The organism is Microbulbifer halophilus, assembly GCF_026183675.1.
In the GTDB taxonomy this organism is placed as follows: domain Bacteria; phylum Pseudomonadota; class Gammaproteobacteria; order Pseudomonadales; family Cellvibrionaceae; genus Microbulbifer; species Microbulbifer halophilus.
Genome location: NZ_JAPIVK010000002.1, coordinates 15,340 through 33,640 on the forward strand (window position 1 = coordinate 15,340; position 18,301 = coordinate 33,640).

The 18,301-nt window shown below is 62.7% G+C and carries 18 protein-coding genes; 3 read left to right on the forward strand and 15 right to left on the reverse strand.

Annotated elements, in window-relative coordinates:
• Positions 1-5: 5 nt before the first annotated feature.
• The 9 genes from OQE62_RS01110 to zapE form a co-directional block, all read right to left on the reverse strand.
• Complete coding sequence (locus OQE62_RS01110; protein ID WP_265720140.1) at positions 6-620, reverse strand: Yip1 family protein; 615 nt, start codon at positions 618-620, stop codon at positions 6-8.
• Positions 621-763: 143 nt separating this feature from the next.
• Positions 764-1,969 carry a GGDEF domain-containing protein gene (locus OQE62_RS01115; RefSeq protein ID WP_265720141.1) on the reverse strand — a complete coding sequence of 402 codons (1,206 nt, stop codon included), beginning with the start codon at positions 1,967-1,969 and terminating at the stop codon, positions 764-766.
• 103 nt (positions 1,970-2,072) lie between these two features.
• A complete protein-coding gene (locus OQE62_RS01120; protein ID WP_265720321.1) occupies positions 2,073-2,468 on the reverse strand; it encodes a ClpXP protease specificity-enhancing factor in 396 nt (131 codons plus the stop codon).
• A gap of 119 nt (positions 2,469-2,587) precedes the next feature.
• Positions 2,588-3,214, reverse strand: coding sequence for a glutathione S-transferase N-terminal domain-containing protein (locus tag OQE62_RS01125; RefSeq protein ID WP_265720142.1), 627 nt, complete (start codon positions 3,212-3,214; stop codon positions 2,588-2,590).
• Positions 3,215-3,398: 184 nt separating this feature from the next.
• Positions 3,399-5,669 (reverse strand): ubiquinol-cytochrome c reductase, encoded by a 2,271-nt coding sequence (locus OQE62_RS01130; RefSeq protein WP_265720143.1) that lies wholly within the window; start codon positions 5,667-5,669, stop codon positions 3,399-3,401.
• Positions 5,666-6,265, reverse strand: a complete 600-nt coding sequence (gene petA / locus OQE62_RS01135) for a ubiquinol-cytochrome c reductase iron-sulfur subunit (protein WP_265720144.1) — start codon at positions 6,263-6,265, stop codon at positions 5,666-5,668. The genes OQE62_RS01130 and petA overlap by 4 nt, the downstream gene beginning before the upstream one ends.
• A gap of 372 nt (positions 6,266-6,637) precedes the next feature.
• Positions 6,638-7,030: a 30S ribosomal protein S9 gene (gene rpsI, locus OQE62_RS01140; RefSeq protein ID WP_265720145.1), complete on the reverse strand. Its 393-nt coding sequence runs from the start codon at positions 7,028-7,030 to the stop codon at positions 6,638-6,640.
• Positions 7,031-7,044: 14 nt separating this feature from the next.
• Entirely contained in the window at positions 7,045-7,473 is a 429-nt protein-coding gene (rplM, locus tag OQE62_RS01145; protein WP_265720146.1) for a 50S ribosomal protein L13, read from the reverse strand.
• Positions 7,474-8,071: 598 nt separating this feature from the next.
• Positions 8,072-9,196, reverse strand: coding sequence for a cell division protein ZapE (gene zapE / locus OQE62_RS01150; RefSeq protein WP_265720147.1), 1,125 nt, complete (start codon positions 9,194-9,196; stop codon positions 8,072-8,074).
• Between the two features lie 164 nt (positions 9,197-9,360).
• Between zapE and OQE62_RS01155 the strand changes: the two genes are divergently transcribed.
• Positions 9,361-9,804 carry a YhcB family protein gene (locus OQE62_RS01155; protein WP_265720148.1) on the forward strand — a complete coding sequence of 148 codons (444 nt, stop codon included), beginning with the start codon at positions 9,361-9,363 and terminating at the stop codon, positions 9,802-9,804.
• 66 nt (positions 9,805-9,870) lie between these two features.
• Here the strand turns inward: OQE62_RS01155 and sat are convergent, their stop codons facing one another.
• A complete protein-coding gene (gene sat / locus OQE62_RS01160; protein WP_265720149.1) occupies positions 9,871-11,061 on the reverse strand; it encodes a sulfate adenylyltransferase in 1,191 nt (396 codons plus the stop codon).
• A gap of 273 nt (positions 11,062-11,334) precedes the next feature.
• On the opposite strand from sat, the gene OQE62_RS01165 reads away from it, so the two are divergent.
• The gene (locus OQE62_RS01165; protein ID WP_377535903.1) at positions 11,335-12,426 is read left to right on the forward strand and encodes a S1C family serine protease; all 1,092 of its coding nucleotides are present in this window, start codon (positions 11,335-11,337) and stop codon (positions 12,424-12,426) included.
• Between the two features lie 152 nt (positions 12,427-12,578).
• Here the strand turns inward: OQE62_RS01165 and hisD are convergent, their stop codons facing one another.
• The 5 genes from hisD to OQE62_RS01190 form a co-directional block, all read right to left on the reverse strand.
• Positions 12,579-13,880: a histidinol dehydrogenase gene (gene hisD / locus OQE62_RS01170; RefSeq protein WP_265720151.1), complete on the reverse strand. Its 1,302-nt coding sequence runs from the start codon at positions 13,878-13,880 to the stop codon at positions 12,579-12,581.
• A 3-nt stretch (positions 13,881-13,883) separates the two neighbouring features.
• The gene (hisG, locus tag OQE62_RS01175) at positions 13,884-14,513 is read right to left on the reverse strand and encodes an ATP phosphoribosyltransferase (protein WP_265720152.1); all 630 of its coding nucleotides are present in this window, start codon (positions 14,511-14,513) and stop codon (positions 13,884-13,886) included.
• A gap of 254 nt (positions 14,514-14,767) precedes the next feature.
• A complete protein-coding gene (murA, locus tag OQE62_RS01180) occupies positions 14,768-16,030 on the reverse strand; it encodes a UDP-N-acetylglucosamine 1-carboxyvinyltransferase (protein WP_265720153.1) in 1,263 nt (420 codons plus the stop codon).
• A 12-nt stretch (positions 16,031-16,042) separates the two neighbouring features.
• Entirely contained in the window at positions 16,043-16,273 is a 231-nt protein-coding gene (locus OQE62_RS01185) for a BolA family protein (protein ID WP_265720154.1), read from the reverse strand.
• A gap of 124 nt (positions 16,274-16,397) precedes the next feature.
• Positions 16,398-17,012 carry an MlaC/ttg2D family ABC transporter substrate-binding protein gene (locus tag OQE62_RS01190; protein WP_265720155.1) on the reverse strand — a complete coding sequence of 205 codons (615 nt, stop codon included), beginning with the start codon at positions 17,010-17,012 and terminating at the stop codon, positions 16,398-16,400.
• A gap of 303 nt (positions 17,013-17,315) precedes the next feature.
• On the opposite strand from OQE62_RS01190, the gene OQE62_RS01195 reads away from it, so the two are divergent.
• Complete coding sequence (locus OQE62_RS01195) at positions 17,316-18,281, forward strand: calcium/sodium antiporter (protein WP_265720156.1); 966 nt, start codon at positions 17,316-17,318, stop codon at positions 18,279-18,281.
• Positions 18,282-18,301: the final 20 nt, after the last annotated feature.

Consider the following 18,301-nt stretch of genomic DNA (forward strand, 5'->3'; position numbering starts at 1 on the left):
CCCGCTCAATGCTGGTAGACGGGCCCGATCCCCACACTCCACAGGATCACCGAACCGATCATCACCGTCACCATCATCACCAGTGCCACGGTGATGACGGCGCCGGCGTACAGGAAGGCCCGCTCCCTGCTCATGTTCATCAGGATCGGAATGCCCTCGTAGATCAGGTAGACGGAGTAAATGCCGGCCAGGCCGATGACCGCCACCGCCAGCCACAGGTGCGGGTAAATCAGGACGATACTGGCGAGAAAGATGGGCGTGGTAACGAATACCGCCAGCGCCGTACCCTCGTAGTGGCGCCTGGGCTCATCGTCCTCGACGCCGTAGGATCTCGCCATCCATTTGATGAACTCGCCCAGCAGGTAGACACCGGCCACTATCGCGAAATACATCACCACCGCCAGAACAGCGGCGCTGCCCGGTGTCAGCCTTGCCAGGTGTCCGCCCAGCTCGAACCCGACCCGGGTCACGCCGATATAGCCCGCGATACAGGGAATCAGCGCCAGAATCGGCACATGGCTGAGAAACACCTGCATGGAGGAGTCCCGGTCGGCGCGGATCGCCTCCCATTCCCGGTCCGGGTGGGTAAAAATTCCGATGGTATGGCTGAGCAGGCGCACGCGGTCTCTCCTTTTACTTGCCCTGCCTAGCAGTATTGGGGCCCCGCCGGCGATTCACCAATACCGATCGGGAATAAGGCGCCATTTTGTCGTGTCGCCGGAGCGGCGCACAGGGAGTCGGACTTCCCTGTGCCCGGCCCGGCCTACACGGCGCAGACCCGGTTGCGACCGCCGCGCTTGGCCCGGTACAGCGCCCTGTCGGCGGCCCGCATGACATCGTCGGGCGACCTCGCCTTCTCGCCACTGGTAGCGACACCGACGCTCACGGTGGTCTTGATCACCTTGCCGCCGCCGTTGCCGCGCCGGCTGCGGGCCTTTGTGTCGTTCCTGCGTGAGCGGCCGGCCGAGCGCAGGCGCATCGGATAGCCGGCGATCTTCTCGCGCATCCGCTCCAGGGACCGCTGCGCGCGCTCCCGGTCGCGGCCGGGTAACACCACGACAAACTCCTCGCCACCGTAGCGGAAGGCGGGCCCGCCGCCGTAGCGCGCAATCTGCGCCGCCACCATCCGCAGCGCCTGATCGCCCACCTGGTGACCGTGGCGGTCATTGAGCTTCTTGAAATGGTCGATATCGACCACGGCAATGCTGAAATGGCGCCCGAGTGTCAGCAGGTAGCGGCTGTAGGCGCGCCGCGATGGAATTCCCGTCAGCTCGTCGCGGAACGCCAGCTCATGGGCGGTGCGCACTGCCAGCAGCAGTAACAACCCGCCGATCACCAACGCGAACAGGGGCAAGGCCTCCGACAGTGCGCCGAAGGCGGCCCCCGCAGAGAGCAACAGGACACAGGTCAACAGGGCCGCGCCCGTCTGGTCGCGGCGCCGTACCCAGGCGGGCAGCGCCAGCAACACGGCGCCGATCGACAGCAGATCGGCGGCGCTGTATTCGCGGGGTATCAATGCCGTGACAGGATTGTCGGCCAGAGTCAGCAACTCCCCGGTGAGCAGCCGGGCGCAGCATTCGCGCAGTGAAAACAGAGCCACCACCTGGGCGACCGGGATACCGACGAGCAGGATACCGAATCCGCTCAGGGGGCTCCGGTCGCGGGTCCACGACAGCGCCGCCAGGTTGAAACCGAGCAGGGCCAGCAGCAGTTCCGTCTCGGCGACGGAGCGGGTCCACTGAAGTGTATCGATGATCAGGTAGGCGGCCACTACCAGCAAGGCGGCAACGCCCGCCCGGCTGGCCTTGAAAAACACGCCCAGCGCCGCTGCACTTCCCAGCAGTGCCAGCGGCAGTTCGGGCATCGGCAGGGCGCTGAAATCGAACCACTGAAAATGCTGCGCAATCAGCACCGACAGCGGCAAAACCGGCAGCCAGGCATGGCGCAGCCACTGCATCGTAGAGTACATGGAGGAATTATTGTTCTATTGTTCCGCGCATTGAGAATGGTCAGCGCCCGGTGGCCGGTGGCGATCGGGGTCTCCCGACCAGCTCACCACCGACCGCCAGTCACTACTTCACGACTCGCAACGACGGCTTCTTGGAGGATTTCTTGCCCAGGCTGGTGGGCGGCGTCGGCTCCGGTGGCTCGGGGGTTTCCTCTGCCTCGAACACCATGCCCTGGCCGTTCTCCCGCGCGTAGATCCCAACCACTGCGCCCACCGGTACCTGGATATCCGTGGGCACACCGCCAAATCGGGCGTTGAAGCGGATGGCGTAGTTGTCCATGGTCAGCCCGGCGACGGCGGTTTCGGAGACATTGAGCACTATCTGGCCGTCTTCGTTGACATGCTGCTGGGGCACCAGCACACCGGGCAGATGGCTATCCACGAGGATATAGGGAGTGCACCGGTTGTCGGTTATCCACTCGTAAAACGCCCGCAGGATATACGGGCGGTTGGAGGTCATTTCCGGTTTACTCAAGTCACTCTCCAGTAAAGTTGCCTACGGGGGCAGGCGCGGGCCTGCCGGGTTCAATCCCCTGCCCCGACAGTCCGGCCGCACCATACATTCGCGCCGCCCTCGCCTCAGCGCATTTCCCGCTCAAGTTCGGTCAGGCTCTGCAGGAAGGCGTCGCGCGTGAAAAGGCGGTCCATATAGTCCAGCAATGGCTTGGCCTGCTTGCTCTTCGGCAGGCTGATTTCAAAATGTTCCAGGCGCCACAACAGCGGCGCCATGCAGCAGTCCACCAGCGTGAATTCCTCGTTGAAGAAATACGGCAGATCGGTGAACAGCGGTGCAATACCCACGAAACTGTCGCGCAGGTCCTTGCGGGCCGCAGCGGCGTCTTTGCCCCCGGCCTCGATCCTGTCCACCAGCGGGCACCAGTCGCGCTCGATGCGGTGCATGATCTGGCGGCTCTGCGCCCGCGCCACCGGGTAGACCGGCAGCAGCGGTGGGTGCGGGAAGCGCTCATCCAGGTACTCCATCATCACCTTGGTCTCGAACAGGACCAGGTCCCGATCCACCAGCGTCGGCAGGGAGTTGTACGGATTGAGCTCGGCCAGCTCAGCCGGCTTGTCGTCAGAATCTACGTCGATGACATCGACCGAAACCCCTTTCTCGGCGAGCACAATGCGCACACGGTGACTGTAATGATCGCGACCATCGGAAAAGAAGGTCATGGAGGAGCGCTTGTTGGTCGGCACACCCATCGTCTAACTACCTCGAACTAATCGGCCGGCAAGAGTGCCGGCCTGTGTCAATAAACGCACAAAAGCGCCGGAAGCGCTTTTGGCCAGTTTTAGCTGACCCGAAGGGTGAAGCACGTGGAAGTGCTTCACAAAAGGGCGGTGGAACAGCGCCACCCCCGGAGATTCAGCGAAATCCGCGACCGCTTCAGTGGTCCACGTCTTTCCAGTATTCGCGGTTCAGCAACCAGGCGAAGACAAAGAACACCAGGATAAACGCCAGCACGTAAAAACCGACGCGTTTGCGATCCTCCGCCATCGGCTCGGCGATGTACTCCATGAAATTCACCAGGTCGTACATCGCCTGGTCGAACTCTTCCGGCGTCATGGAACCCTTGATGTCTTTCACTTCCAGGCTGCCGCAGTCGGCGTCCATGATCGGGTTGCCCAGTTCGTCGCGCACAACGTGGCCGTGTTCGCGTTTCGGGCCGGGCGCGCACTCCGGCAGGCCCTGCAGTTCCATCAGCACATGCGGCATGGCCACGCTGGGAAACACCTTGTTGTTCACGCCGGTCGGCCGGCTGTCATCCTTGTAGAAACTGCGCAGGTAAGTGTAGAGCCATTCCGGCGAGCGCGAACGGGCCACCAGGGTCAGGTCCGGCGGCGCGGCGCCGAACCAGTCCTGGGAATCATCCGGGCGCATGGAGATTTTCATCAGGCTGCCGATCTTGTCATCGCCCAACACCAGATTCTGCATCATCAATTCGTTCGGGACCTCCAGATCCCGGGCCACCCGCTCCCAGCGGGAAAAACTGGCCCCGTGACAACCCATGCAATAGTTGACGAAGTACTTGGCGCCACGCTGCAGGGATGGTTTGTCCTGCAGGTCGATATTGATGTGGTCCAGTTGTACCCCGGTCTCGGCCCCCACCGCCTTGATCGGCAGGAAAGCCAGCAGGCCGACGATGATGATACCACCGAACAGCACCCCGAAGGTCTTGCCACCGGACGGGCTGGTGACGCGCTCCGGTTCCGGGTGCACGGCGTCGCGGCCGGTCAGCCACGGCAATGCCGCGAAGAAGGCCGTCAGCAGCAGGGCGACGATGCCGACAAAAGCACTGCCCTTATCACTAACGACAATGCGGAAAAAGGCACTGCCCTTTCCAGTAGCGTCGCCGAAGACAAGATCTATCGCCCAGTTGCTGACCGCCATCCACAGGAACATGAACGCGAACAGGCCGCTGACGATCCAGGAGGCGATCCCCTTGCGCTCCGTCGGGTTGCTCCAGATGGGCATGGTCACGAAGAAGGCGAAGTAGAACAGGGTCGCGATCTGCGCCAGGAAGTTTCGGCCCGGCGTCGGCGCCTGTACGCCCAGGTAGCCCAGGATGATGAACACCGCCGCAAACACCAGCAGTAGCGCTTTCGGCAGCACGCCCTTGTAGCGGATGGAGCGCACCGGGCTCTTGTCCAGCCACGGCAGCACGAACAGGATCGCGATCGCCGCGCCCATGGCCATCAGACCCAGGAATTTCGCCGTCAGCGGGCCGATATCGATGGTCACCGCGCGCAGGATGGCGTAGAAGGGCGTGAAGTACCAGACCGGTGCGATGTGCTCCGGGGTCTTCAGCGGGTTGGCCTCCTCGAAGTTGGCGTGTTCGAGGAAGAAACCACCCATCTCCGGGAAGAAAAACACCACCACACAGAAAATGAACAGGAACACGGCCACACCCACCAGGTCGTGCACGGTGTAATAGGGGTGGAAGGGCACGCCGTCTTTGGGGATGCCATTCTCGTCCTTGTTCTTCTTGATCTCGATGCCGTCCGGGTTGTTGGAGCCCACTTCGTGCAGCGCCAGGATATGCAGCACCACCAGCAGCACCAGTACCAGCGGCAACGCGATCACGTGCAGGGAGAAGAAACGCGTCAGGGTGATGCCGGAGATCAGGTAGTCACCGCGAATCCACTGCACCAGGTCCTCGCCGATACCGGGAATGGCCCCGAACAGCGACACGATCACCTGCGCGCCCCAGTAGGACATCTGCCCCCAGGGCAGTACATAGCCCATGAAGGCCTCGGCCATCAGCACCAGGTAGATGCACATGCCGAAGATCCACACCAATTCGCGCGGCGGCTTGTAGGAACCGTACATCAGGCCGCGGAACATGTGCAGATAGACCACCACAAAGAAGGCGGAAGCCCCGGTGGAATGCAGGTAGCGGATCAGCCAGCCCCACTCCACATCGCGCATGATGTACTCGACGGAGGCGAAAGCGCCCTCCGCAGACGGGTTGAAACTCATCACCAGCCAGATGCCAGTGAGCAGTTGGTTGACCAGTACCAGCATCGACAACACGCCGAAGAAGTACCAGACATTGAAATTCTTGGGCGCGTAATACTTGCCCATGTGCTTGTCCCAGGCCTGGTAAATCGGCAGGCGCTGATCGACCCAATCACCAAAAGCGGTTAACCAGTTCATGCGCTGCCCTCCTGATCCACGCCAATCACGATTACGTCGTTGCCGTCATAGGAATACGGCGGGACATCCATATTGGTGGGGGCCGGTACGCCCTTGTAGACGCGGCCGGCCAGGTCGTATTTGGAGCCGTGGCAGGGACAGAAGAAGCCGCCCATCCAGTCCGCACCGCCGAGATCCTCGGCGCCCACTTCCGGGCGGTACATGGGTGCGCAACCCAGGTGTGTACAGAGCCCCACCATCACGAACAGTTGCGGTTTGATGGAGCGGGTTTCGGGATCCACATAAGCGGGCTGGTTGGATTCCTCGGACATGGGATCGCGCAGCTCCGGCTCCACCTTGACCAGGTTTTCCAGCGCTTCTTCGCTCCGGCGCACCACATAGACCGGCTTGCCCCGCCACTCGACGGTGACCATCTGGCCGGGCTCGAGTTTGCTGATATTGTATTTGACCGGCGCGCCGGCGGCCTTGGCCTTGGCGCTCGGATTCCAGGATTTCACAAAAGGTACGGCGACACCGACCGCGCCGGCACCACCGACCACCGAGGTTGCGGCGGTCAGGAAGCGGCGCCGTCCTACGTTTACACCGTCATCACTCATGACGTATTTCTCCCATCACAGCGGCTCTTCATTGAAACGCGCTGACCCAAACCCAAAAACTGTACCTGCGAGACGTCCCGCCCGGCGCATTGCCGGCGAAATAAACCCCATAAATCAAGCGGATACAAATTCGCGCAATGTTAAAGAAAATGCCAAGTTGATACAAGGCAGCGACGGTGGGAACGTCGGGAATCGCGCGGCGAACTGACCACAAATTGCGCACTTCGTACGCAATTTGGCGCGCTGCTCACGAGTGGCGAGCGATCGGTGGTTAGCGGCCGGTAACTGCGGGCCAGAGCGGCGCACCGACAACCAACCACACAAAAAACCCGGCGCAGTTGGCCGGGTTTTTCGCAAGCAGCGAAGCTGCCGTTAACGCTTGGAGAACTGCGGTCTCTTGCGCGCTTTGCGCAGACCGATTTTCTTCCGCTCCACTGCACGGGCATCGCGGGTTACATAGCCCGCAGCGCGCAGCGGCTGGCGCAGCTCTTCGTCGTACTGCATCAGGGCGCGGGTCAGGCCGTGGCGGATAGCACCCGCCTGACCGAAGGAACCGCCACCTTTTACAGTGGCGTTGATGTCGAACTTGTCGACCAGCTCGGCGGATTCCAGCGGCTGACGCACGATCATGCGCGCCACGTCGCGACCGAAGTACTGGTCCAGGGGGCGACCGTTCACAGTGATCTTGCCTTCACCCTGCTCGATGAATACGCGCGCGGTGGAGGTCTTGCGGCGGCCGGTACCGTAGTATTGAGTAGTTGCCATAAGAGTTTTCCCGTTTAGATCGCCAGGTCAATCGGCTGTTGCGCCGCGTGAGGATGTTCGCTGCCTTTGTACACCTTCAACTTCCTGAACATGGCGCGACCCAGGGGACCCTTCGGCAGCATGCCTTTGACAGCGCTCTGGATGGTACGCTCGGGAGCCTTGTCGATCAGTTTTTCAAAGCTGATGGACTTGAGACCACCGGGATAGCCGGAGTGGCTGTGGTAGATCTTGTCCGTGGCTTTATTACCGGTTACACGAACCTTTTCCGCGTTGATCACAACGATGTAATCACCAGTGTCAACGTGGGGCGTGTACTCAGGTTTGTGCTTGCCGCGCAGACGGCGGGCGATCTCGACCGAGATGCGACCCAGGGTCTTGTCTGCAGCGTCAATAATATACCAGTCGCGTTTGACCGCTTCCGGCTTGGCACTGTATGTCTTCATGTTATAAAACCTGCAATGTGGCCCGCCAATCGGGCCGTCCCACAAAAGAGCGCGGATGGTACATAAGGAGTGTATGCTTTTCAAGCGGTTTTTGGGGAGCGGCAGGTGCCTGTAAGCGAGGCCAGGGGCGGCTCCGCTACCGGGGGCGCCTTGCGGGACACGCCGTGAATCCATCCCTGGAGGCTTGTCCGCGAGGTCCCTCTCGCAGACAGTCCCGCAAGGCGCCCCCGGCATCGGAGCCTTCGCATTTAACCTCGGAGTTTTGTTCCAACTGCCGATAAAAACACCACTAGTTCCAGGTAGGGTGCGCCGTGCGCACCGGTACGCCAATGGTGCGAGGCCGCCATGGATGGCGGCCATGCAGACTACGCATGGAGCAGTTGTCTGCCACGGCGCACCCTACAGGCCGAGCTCGGAAGAATACTGAAACTCGCTGCAAAGGCCCTGCTGCCGGGAGCTGTTTGCGGGACCTTATGAGACAGGGATGTCGATTAGAGCCTACAGGGACGTATTTACGGCGTGTCTCGCAAACAGCTCCCGGTAGCAGGGCCGCCCCGGAGCCAGCTCACAAGCATCCGGGAAGCGCCAAAGGGCCAACTCACTCGGACCGATGCGGCCGCGCCAGGTAGTCGTGGGACTGCATCTCCAGCAGCCGACTGACCGTCCGCTCAAATTCAAACTTCAGGTGCCTGCCGGCGTAGAGCCGGTCCACCGATACTTCCGCGGAGATCACCAGCTTGACGCAGCGGTCGTAGAACTCGTCCACCAGGTTGATAAAGCGGCGCGCCTGGGCCTCCATGCGCTCGTCGAACTGCGGCACCTCCGCCAGCAGCACCGTGTGATACTCCCGTGCCAGCTCGATATAGTCGTTCTGCGAGCGGGGGCCGTCGCACAGGTCGCTGAAGTCGAACCAGGCCACATCGTCCGCCACTTTCAGGGCGCGGAGGCGTCGCCCCTCGATATCCAGGTCGACCTTCTCCTCCACCTCGCAACCCTCCACCATCAGCCGCCGGAAGCTGCGCGCCAGGCTGGCATCGGCGTCGGCATCCAGCGGGTAGTGGTAGAGCTCCGCCATCTCCAGGGCCCGCAGCCGGTAGTCGGTGCCGCCGTCCACATTCACCACCTTCGTGTGCCGGTTCAGCAGCGCGATGGCCGGCAGGAAGCGGGCCCGCTGCAGCCCGTCCCGATAGAGCCCTTCCGGCTCGATATTGGATGTCGCCACCAGCGTCACACCGCGGCGGAAGAGCGCGTCCAGCAGGTTGGCCAGGATCATCGCATCGGTGATGTCCGACACGAAAAACTCGTCGAAACACAACACCTGCGCGCGCGCCGCAATCCGGTCCGCCACCTGCTCCAGCGGGTTTTTCTCCCCCGCCAGGCTTTTCAGCGCGCGGTGCACTTCGCGCATGAAGCGGTGGAAATGCGTGCGCTGCTTGCGCGGAAACGGCAGGGATTCGTAGAAGGCGTCCATCAGGTAGGTCTTGCCGCGTCCCACCCCGCCCCAGAAGTAGAGACCGCGCTCCGGTGCCGACGCCCTCCGCCACAACCTGGCGATCCTTTCCAGCAGCCCGCCACCCGGCTGGCGAGCCAGCAACCGCCGATACAGATCCTGCAATTCCTCCACAGCCGCGGCCTGCGCCGGATCGGCGACAAAGTCCGGGCGCTGTAGGTCGCGCTGATAACGTTCTGCGGGCGATAGTGACGGCGGGCTGACTGGCGACATGGCTGGCTGGAAAACCGACTGACTGCTGCGGAGGGCGCCACTTTACCAAAATCGCACGCCATTTTCGTCAGCACTAAACAGTGCCGACACCGGCGGCGTTGAGTATACTGTTCTCACCGTCACGGATGGCGGTGCAATATTCACTGTCCGAGGAGGAAGTATTCGTGCACTCAACATCGGTATTGATCCTGGTAGGTATTCTCGGTCTGGCGCTGGGCGCCCTGCTGGCATTCCTGGCCGTGCGCGGCCGCAACAATGTCGACCGCACCCAGGAGCTGGAATTGCGCCTGCGCGAAGCCAACAACAAGCTGGAAGATTTCCAGCTGCAGGTGAACGAACACTTCGACCAGACTTCACAGCTGGTCCACAACCTGACCGAGAGCTACCGCGAAGTTCACGAGTACCTGGCCAACAGCGCCATGCGCCTCTCCAGCCAGGATATCGGCCGCCAGATGCTGGAAGCCGGCAGCGGCAAACTGAGTGACAATGACGAAAGCCAGCAGAAAGTCACACCTCCGCGGGACTGGGCCCCCAAAGAGCCAGGCGCCAAGGGCACCCTGGACGAGGATTTCGGCCTGGATGAGGAGCCGGCAACCGCCAACAGATAACAGAGGCTGAACGAACAAAGGCCGGTGCATGCACCGGCCTTTGTTATTTGCTTCTTCAATCCTTGATCACTGGCTCTGGAAGTAGTCCATCAGGATCTGAGCCACTTCGGGGCGGGAGAACTCCGGGGGCGGTGCAATGCCGTCGCCCAGCATCTGGCGTACCTTGGTGCCGGACAGCAGGATGAAATCCTCCTTGGAGTGATCCGGCACATCGCGCATCATCACCACCTTATTCAGCTTTTTTGAGTAGGCCGTGTGATCCGCGCGGAAGATTTCGATCTCCAGCGCCCCCTCCGGCACCTTCTCGTCGAAAATGCCCTGTGCATCGAAAGCCCCGTAGTAGTCGCCCACGCCGGCGTGGTCGCGCCCCACGATCAGGTGGCTGCAGCCGCAGTTCTGGCGGAAGACCGCGTGCAGTACCGCCTCGCGCGGACCCGCGTAGAGCATGTCGAAACCGTAGCCGGTGACCATCACGGTATTGGCCGGGAAGTAGAGTTCCACCATCTTGCGGATCGACGCATCGCGCACCGGCGCGGGGATATCGCCCGGCTTCAGCTTGCCCAGCAGCATGTGGATCAGCACCCCGTCGGCGTCCACGGCATCCAGCGCCATCTTGCACAACTCCTCGTGGGCGCGGTGCATGGGGTTGCGGGTCTGGAAGGCCACCACCTTGTTCCAGCCGCGCTCGGCGAACTCGTGGCGGATTTCCACCGCGGTGCGGAAGGTGTCCGGGAAGTCGTTCTGGAAATAGCTGAAGTTCAGCACTTCTATGGGACCGGAGATCAGCTTGCGGCCAGTGGACTTGAAGGTCGATACGCCCGGGTGCTTGTCGTCCAGGGTGCCGAACACCTGCTCGGCCATGGTGTCCATCTGCTCGTCGGAGACCGTCTCGATCACCTCCACGTCCATTACCGCCAGCACCGGCTTGCCCTCGACATTCGGGTCGCGCAGGGCGATGCGGGAGGCACCCTCGATGGCGCTGGTATCCTCGACCATATTCACCACCGGCACCGGCCAGAAGAGGCCGTCTTTGGTGCGCAGGCTCTCGGCGACGCTCAGCGCATCCGCCAGGTTCATGTAGCCGTGCAGCGGGTTGAAGTAGCCCGCGCCCAGCATCACGGCATTGGCCGCCGCAGCGGAGCTGACCACGATGGACGGCAGGGACTCCGCCTCGTGCATCAACTGGTGATGTCGTTCACTGTCGTAAACAAACCGGGGCTGCAGCTCCACGCTGCCGTGCGGGCGAACCAGGGACATAGAGGTCTCCAAATACTAGTTACTGGTGGATCTCGGAATTTTGGACCCGCCATTATACGGATATGGCGCCGATGACCAACGGCAGGGGGCGTTCAGTGGCCGGCGGCGAGCGGCGGCGAGCGGCGGCCTGCTCCCGGAGCTCCGGGAGCGGCGCCCGCCACTGACCACCAACTGCCGGCCACACATGTATAATGCGCGCAAATTGAGGAGTTGCGAGTGTCACCGAAACAGATTCTGCAAGACTGGGCCGCGCCCGCGATCATTGGCCTGGCCATGGCCGGCGCCCTGCTGCTGTTCTTCCCCCAACTGCGCGGCGGATCCGACGCGCCGGGCGCGGGCGACTGGCAGGGACCGGTATCCTATGCGCGGGCAGTCAGCGTCGCGGGCCCGGCCGTGGTCAATATCTATACACGCAAGGCGGTTCCCCAGCGGCGCCACCCGCTGTTCAACGACCCGTTGTTCCGCCACCTGTTCGACAACATGAACGTGCCGCAGCGGGAGCGCATGCAGTCCAACCTGGGCTCCGGCGTTATTGTCGGCGACGATGGCTATATCCTCACCAACCACCACGTGGTGGACCAGGCGGAGGCGATCGTCGTATTGCTGGCGGACGGCCGCGAGGCCCAGGCACAACTGGTGGGCTCGGACGCCGACTTCGACCTGGCGGTACTCAAGGTCGACCTGCCCAACCTGACCGCCATCGAAGTGGGCGAACCGGAAAGGGCCCAGGTGGGCGATGTGGTCCTCGCTATCGGCAACCCCTTCGGCGTCGGCCAGACGGTAACCCAGGGCATCATCAGTGCCACCGGCCGCTACCTGGAAAACACCGACACCGGAAGCTACCTGCAGAACTTCCTGCAGACAGACGCGGCGGTAAACCCGGGCAACTCCGGCGGAGCCCTGGTGGACGCGCGCGGGCGGCTGCTCGGCGTCAACACATCGATACTGAACCAGAGCGGCTATTCCGGCGGTATCAGCTTTGCGATACCGGCCAACATCGCTTTCAAGGTGATGCAGGACATCATCGAATTCGGTCGCGTGGTACCCGGCTGGCTGGGCATCGAAGCCAGTGCCGTGACACCGCGGCTGGCACGCGCTTTCGACCTCGGCAGTAGTAACGGCGTCATCATTACCGCTATCTACGACCAGGGCCCGGCTTTCGACGCCGGCCTGAAACCCGGCGATGTCATCACCCATATCGATGGCCTGCCGATCAACGATGGCAAGCGCGGCGTCGCCGCCATGGCCACGCTGCGCCCCGGCGATACGGTCCACATTACCTTCATGCGCAAAGGCGAAACCCAGACGGTCCAGGCGACCGTATCGGAAAAGCCGCGGGCGCAAGAACGCGGCGGAACAGGGTGAGGCGCGGACGATGATGGAAAGCCGGAAAGCCTTGGTGGATACTGCACTCGCCCACTACCCGGATCTCCAGGCGATCTACCTGTTCGGCTCCCACGGTACGGAGCAACAGCGAGCCGACAGCGATGCGAATATCGCACGCTGTTTTTAAACCGCTACCCCTTTACCCGATACCGGGCCGAGCGGGCGTGCGCTTCGAGCCCCTCGCCGCGAGCCAGGTTGCCGGCGATACGGCCAAGCTTGTCGGCGCCCTGTGGCGAGCAGTAAATGATCGAACTGCGTTTCAGGAAGTCGTAGACCCCCAGCGGTGAAGAGAAACGGGCCGTGCCGCTCGTTGGCAGAACGTGGTTGGGGCCGGCGCAGTAATCGCCCAGCGCCTCGGCGGTGTAGCGCCCCAGGAAGATGGCGCCGGCGTGGCGGATCTGCGGCAGGTATTGTTCCGGCTCCTCCACCGAAACCTCCAGGTGCTCCGGCGCGATGCGGTTGCTCACCGCAATCGCCTCTTCGATCGAATCCACCCGGATCAATGCGCCCCGCTCCGCCAGCGACTGGGCGGCAATATCCCGGCGCGGCAGGTCCGCCAGCAATTTTTCCAGCGAGACGGCCACCGAATCGATAAAATCCGCATCCGGGCTCAACAGGATGGACTGGGCCTGCTGGTCGTGTTCCGCCTGGGACAGCAGGTCCATCGCAATCCAGTCCGGATCCGTCTCGCCGTCGCAGATCACCAGGATTTCCGACGGACCGGCAATCATGTCGATCGCCACGCGACCGAACACGGCGCGCTTGGCGGCGGCGACGAAGATATTGCCGGGGCCGACGATCTTGTCCACGCCCTCGATACTCTCGGTACCGTAGGCCAGCGCCGCCACCGCCTGGGCGCCGCCGATGGTATACAGCCGGTCGACGCCGGCGATGGCCGCCGCCGCCAGCACCAGGTCGTTGAGCTGGTCGTCCGGCGCCGGCACCACCATGGCGACCGAATCCACTCCCGCCACCCTGGCCGGAATCGCATTCATCAACACGGAGGACGGATAGCTGGCCTTGCCGCCGGGCACATAGATACCGACCCGCTCCATGGGCGCAATCTGCTGGCCCAGCACGGTGCCATCGGCCTCCCGGTACTGCCAGGATTCCTGCAACTGGTGGCGGTGGTAATCGCGGATGCGGGCGGCGGCGGCCTCCAGCGACTCGCGCTCCGCTGCCGGAATACGCTCCAGCGCTGCCTCCAGGTCCGCCTGCGACAGGCTGAATTCCGCCGCGCTCTGCAGATTGCGGCGATCAAAATGGTTGGTGTACTCGATCACCGCGGCGTCGCCGCGATCGCGCACCTGCCGCAGGATTTCCGCGACGGTGTCCTCCACCTGTGTATCGGCAACGGACTCCCAGGCCAACAGCTCGTCCAACTGACGGCCAAAATCCGCATCACTACTTTTCAACCGGCGCATATCGATCATTGCTTATTGCTCATTGACAACAGCGGCGAGTTTTTCGATCAGCGTGTCGATCGGCTGATACTTCATTTTCATCGACGCCTTGTTCACGATCAGTCGGCTGCTGATCTGGGAGATGGTCTCCCGCGCTTCCAGGCCGTTGGCCTTCAGGGTATTGCCGGTATCGACGATATCGACGATCTCATCGGCCAGGTCCATCAGCGGCGCCAGCTCCATGGCGCCGTAGAGCTTGATGATATCCGCCTGGCGCCCTTGGGCGGCGTAGTAACTCCTGGCGCTCTGCACAAACTTGGTCGCCACCTTGATGCGCCCGCGCGGCAGCTCCGCGCCCTTGATGCCGGCGGTCATCAGGCGACAACGGGCGATACCCAGGTCCAGCGGCTCGTAGATGCCGTCGGCGCTGTGTTCCAGCAGTGTATCCTTGCCGGCCACCCCCATATCGGCGGCGCCGTGCTGGACATAGGTGGGCACGTCCACACCTCGCAGGATCAGCAGGCGCACATCCTCGCGGTTGGTGGGGAAAATCAGTTTGCGGCTTTTGGAAATATCCTCCAGCGGCTCCAGGCCGGCAGCGGCGAGCAGCGGCAGGGTTTCCTTGAGGATTCTTCCCTTGGTCAGAGCGATGGTGATTTGCATGGTGTTTATCGTTTTACAAATTTGACGGCAAGTGCGAGGCCCCCTTTGTAAGCAGGCTACTGGGCGGCCCTGCTACCGGGGAAAGTTTGCGGGACACGCCGTGAATACATCCCTGTAGGCTTGTCGGCGAGGGTCCGGCCGCTCCACGTATTCACGGCGCCTTCGGCCCCTCTCGCCAACAGTCCCGCAAACTTTCCCCGGCATCAGGGCCTTTGCTTCTGGCTCCGATATTCTTTTCCGAGTCCCGACAAATATTATCCCGGCACCCGGCGAATATTCGCTCCAAGCTGTTGCAGCTTCTCCTCGATACACTCGTAACCGCGGTCGATATGATAGATGCGATCCACCTCGGTAGTGCCCTCGGCCACCATACCGGCGATCACCAGGCTGGCCGAGGCGCGCAGGTCCGAGGCCATCACCGGGGCGCCTTTCAGCTTCTCCACACCGGTGACAAACGCGGTGTTGCCCTCCAGCTGGATATTGGCCCCCATACGATTGAGTTCGTGTACCTGGATCAAGCGGTTCTCGAAGATGGTTTCCACCACCACACCTTTACCTTCAGCGACCGCGTTCATGGCGGTAAACTGGGACTGCATATCGGTGGGAAAGGCCGGGTAGGGATCGGTGCGAAAGCTGACCGCTTTGGGGCGATTGCCCTTCATATCCAGCTCTATCCAGTTGTCCCCGGTGGAAATATGGGCACCGGCCTCCTCGAACTTCACCATTACCGCGTCGAGAATGTCCGCGCGGGTATGGGTCAGCCGCACCTTGCCGCGCGCGGCGGCGGCGGCGGCGAGGAAGGTGCCGGTTTCGATACGGTCCGGCATCACGGAAAAGGTGCAGGGTGTCAGCCGCGACACGCCGTGCACGCGCATCGTGTCGGTACCCACACCCTCGATCTGTGCGCCCATGGCGATCAGGAACTCCGCCAGGTCGACGATCTCCGGCTCGCGCGCGGCGTTGTGCAGCACCGTGGTGCCCTCGGCCAGCACCGCGGCCATCAGCAGGTTCTCGGTGCCACCCACGGTGACCTTTTCCATCACGATATTGGCGCCTTTCAGGCGGCCGTTGGAGCGCGCGCGAATAAAGCCCTCGTCGATGGTGATCTCCGCCCCCATGGCCTCCAGGCCCTTGAGGTGAATATCCACCGGCCGGCTGCCGATGGCGCAGCCTCCGGGGAAAGAGACGTTGGCCACGCCGTGGCGGGCCAGCAGCGGGCCCAGCACCAGGATGGAGGCGCGCATCGTCTTCACCAGCTCGTAGGGCGCGGTGAGATCGTTGACCGAGCGCGGGTCTATCTCCACCCCCAGCTTCTCGTCGACCGTCACTTCACAGCCCATACACCGCAGCAGGGTGATCATGGTGGTAATGTCGTTGAGGTGCGGCAGGTTGTGGATATGCACGGGGCCATCGGCCAACAGCGCGGCGGCCAGGATCGGCAGTGCGGCGTTTTTCGCCCCGGAAATTTTCAGGGTGCCGGAGATAGGGCTCCCGCCCTCGATAATCAGTTTGTCCATTCAGTCGGGACCTTATCCGGCTTCTTCCGGGGTGAGTGTCTGCATCTGAACCGCGTGCAGTGTGCCGTCGGCAATCTTGTCACCGAGCGCCGCGTAAACCAGCTGCTGTTTTTTCAGGCGAGTCAGGCCGTTGAAGGCACTGCTCACCACAGTGACCACCAGATGACTGCCCTCGAAGGCGACATCGGCGTGGCTCTCGGGAATATGCCCCTCGATCAGGGCCTTGATTTCTTCTGGTTGCATAATAAACAGGCGGGGAGTGCGTTGACGTTAAACCCGGGTCCGTGACTCCGGGTTGACCAGCGCGCAAGTGTACTGGAAACCGGCGGGCCGCGCAGCCTCGGCGACCCGCCCCGTGTGCCGGAGATCAGCCCACCTGGTCGGCGACGTGATCCGCGGACCAGTTGGCGATCACCTTGTCGATATCGCCGTGGGTTTGCATGGACTGGGCGAACTGGCTGCGGAAGGTCTTGCCCAGGTTGACACCGTTGAGGATCACGTTGATCAGTTTCCACTGACCGGAACGGTTGCGCACCAGGGTATAGGAAACCTTGGTAATTCCCTCTTTACTGCGCACTTCCTGCAGAACATTGACCCGCTTGCCGCTCGGCGCGGAGCCCGGGTTGACCACGCGCACGTCCATATCGCCAAAGGTGGCGACGCCGCGGGCGAAAGTCGAAATCAGGTCCTGGCGGAAAGTCTCGGAAAAGCGCGCGCGCTGCGCCGCCGTGGCCTGCTTGGCGTAGCGCCCCATGACGCCACGGGCGATAAAATCGAAATCCACCACCGGCGTCAGAACCTGTTCCACCGCGCCGTAGTAGCGCTGCGGATCGGAATTCATGTGCTGGGCATTTGCGCGAATCACACCCAGAAGATCCTCGGAAACCCCTTCGATCATCGCATAGGGGTTCTCCGCGGCGCTGGCAAAAGGCGCCCAGGACGAAACCATCAGCGCACAGACAGCAACTTTGACCCACTGCATGAGGCCCTGCCGGCCCCGACTCATCAATGTGTTCACAAATCTTCTCCCATTGGCAAATCGCTCCTTGGACGCCCTTGGCGCATAAAAGTGCCACGGCGCCGCCGCTTTTCGGCTTTACACCGCGCTGGTTTCCCCCGACCTTCCGTTCAATCGATGGAGCTGACAGCGGCGGCGGCAAACTATACCATGGCCGCGCCCGGCGGTGTGGCGGTGCATCGCAAACATGCAGTGATCCGTCGCACCCGAGAGTATCGAGCGGCCCGGCGCAGTATCCGGGCTGGATTCCCTACTGAAGAGGTTAGCATGTCGGAAGTCTGGCTGGCGGCACTGGCCGCGATGGCGGGATTTGCCGGACTGGTGTGGAGCGCCGACCGCTTTGTCGCCGGCAGCGCGGCACTCGCCCGCCAGTTGGGGCTCTCCAGGCTGGTGATCGGCCTCACCATTGTCTCACTGGGCACCTCCGCACCCGAGATCATGGTCGCCATCAGCGCCGGCATGAGAGGGGCCGGCGAACTGGCGGTGGGCAATGCGCTCGGCTCCAACCTGGCCAATATCGGCCTGGTCCTCGGCGCCACCGCACTGATCGCCCCGCTGCCCGCCCAGCGCCACCTGCTCGGCCAGGAAATCCCGCTGCTGCTGGTGGTGACAGCCCTGGCCGGTTTCATGTTGCGCGATGCGCGCCTCACCCTGGTCGAGAGCCTGGTCCTGCTGGGCCTGCTGGTACCGCTGCTGTGGCTTACGGTGCACTACAAGAAGCGACACCACAGCGGGAAAGAAGACGATGTCGAAATCCGCGACTACACCCGCATCCGCGCCGCCGGCTGGTTCCTGCTGGGCCTCGCCGCCCTGCTGGCCAGCTCCGAGATCCTGGTCTGGGGCGCGCAGCGCCTGGCCGTGGCCGCTGGCGTCAGCCCGCTGGTCATCGGGCTCACGGTCGTGGCCATCGGCACCAGCCTGCCGGAGCTGGCGGCGTCGATCGCCAGCGCCCTGCGCGGCCACTACGACCTGGCCCTGGGCAATATCATCGGCTCCAATGTGTTCAATATCCTCGCGGTCATGTCCGTGCCGGGTATCATTCACACCGTGGAGATGGAAGACGCTGTCTTCTCCCGCGACTACCTCGCCATGCTCGCCCTGACGCTTCTGCTGGTGGCGGCGATTTCCGCCAGCCTCTGGCGGCGCCCCGTCGGCGCACGCCTGGGCCGGCGACTGGGAGCCCTGCTGCTGGCCTGTTACGGCGGCTACTACTGGCTGTTGTTTCACCACTGACGGCGAACTCGCGGGAATTT

What these genes read in the sequence shown, in the direction of transcription:
- sat (WP_265720149.1), bottom strand. Translation starts at nt 11,061, where the DNA reads ATGTCCCTGGTTCGCCCGCACGGCAGCGTGGAGCTGCAGCCCCGGTTT.
- petA (WP_265720144.1), bottom strand. Translation starts at nt 6,265, where the DNA reads ATGAGTGATGACGGTGTAAACGTAGGACGGCGCCGCTTCCTGACCGCC.
- OQE62_RS01115 (WP_265720141.1), bottom strand. Translation starts at nt 1,969, where the DNA reads ATGTACTCTACGATGCAGTGGCTGCGCCATGCCTGGCTGCCGGTTTTG.
- hisG (WP_265720152.1), bottom strand. Translation starts at nt 14,513, where the DNA reads ATGCAAATCACCATCGCTCTGACCAAGGGAAGAATCCTCAAGGAAACC.
- OQE62_RS01125 (WP_265720142.1), bottom strand. Translation starts at nt 3,214, where the DNA reads ATGGGTGTGCCGACCAACAAGCGCTCCTCCATGACCTTCTTTTCCGAT.
- OQE62_RS01185 (WP_265720154.1), bottom strand. Translation starts at nt 16,273, where the DNA reads ATGCAACCAGAAGAAATCAAGGCCCTGATCGAGGGGCATATTCCCGAG.
- OQE62_RS01195 (WP_265720156.1), top strand. Translation starts at nt 17,316, where the DNA reads ATGTCGGAAGTCTGGCTGGCGGCACTGGCCGCGATGGCGGGATTTGCC.
- OQE62_RS01120 (WP_265720321.1), bottom strand. Translation starts at nt 2,468, where the DNA reads ATGACCTCCAACCGCCCGTATATCCTGCGGGCGTTTTACGAGTGGATA.
- zapE (WP_265720147.1), bottom strand. Translation starts at nt 9,196, where the DNA reads ATGTCGCCAGTCAGCCCGCCGTCACTATCGCCCGCAGAACGTTATCAG.
- hisD (WP_265720151.1), bottom strand. Translation starts at nt 13,880, where the DNA reads ATGATCGATATGCGCCGGTTGAAAAGTAGTGATGCGGATTTTGGCCGT.
- OQE62_RS01165 (WP_377535903.1), top strand. Translation starts at nt 11,335, where the DNA reads ATGGCCGGCGCCCTGCTGCTGTTCTTCCCCCAACTGCGCGGCGGATCC.
- rpsI (WP_265720145.1), bottom strand. Translation starts at nt 7,030, where the DNA reads ATGGCAACTACTCAATACTACGGTACCGGCCGCCGCAAGACCTCCACC.
- murA (WP_265720153.1), bottom strand. Translation starts at nt 16,030, where the DNA reads ATGGACAAACTGATTATCGAGGGCGGGAGCCCTATCTCCGGCACCCTG.
- rplM (WP_265720146.1), bottom strand. Translation starts at nt 7,473, where the DNA reads ATGAAGACATACAGTGCCAAGCCGGAAGCGGTCAAACGCGACTGGTAT.
- OQE62_RS01130 (WP_265720143.1), bottom strand. Translation starts at nt 5,669, where the DNA reads ATGAACTGGTTAACCGCTTTTGGTGATTGGGTCGATCAGCGCCTGCCG.
- OQE62_RS01190 (WP_265720155.1), bottom strand. Translation starts at nt 17,012, where the DNA reads ATGCAGTGGGTCAAAGTTGCTGTCTGTGCGCTGATGGTTTCGTCCTGG.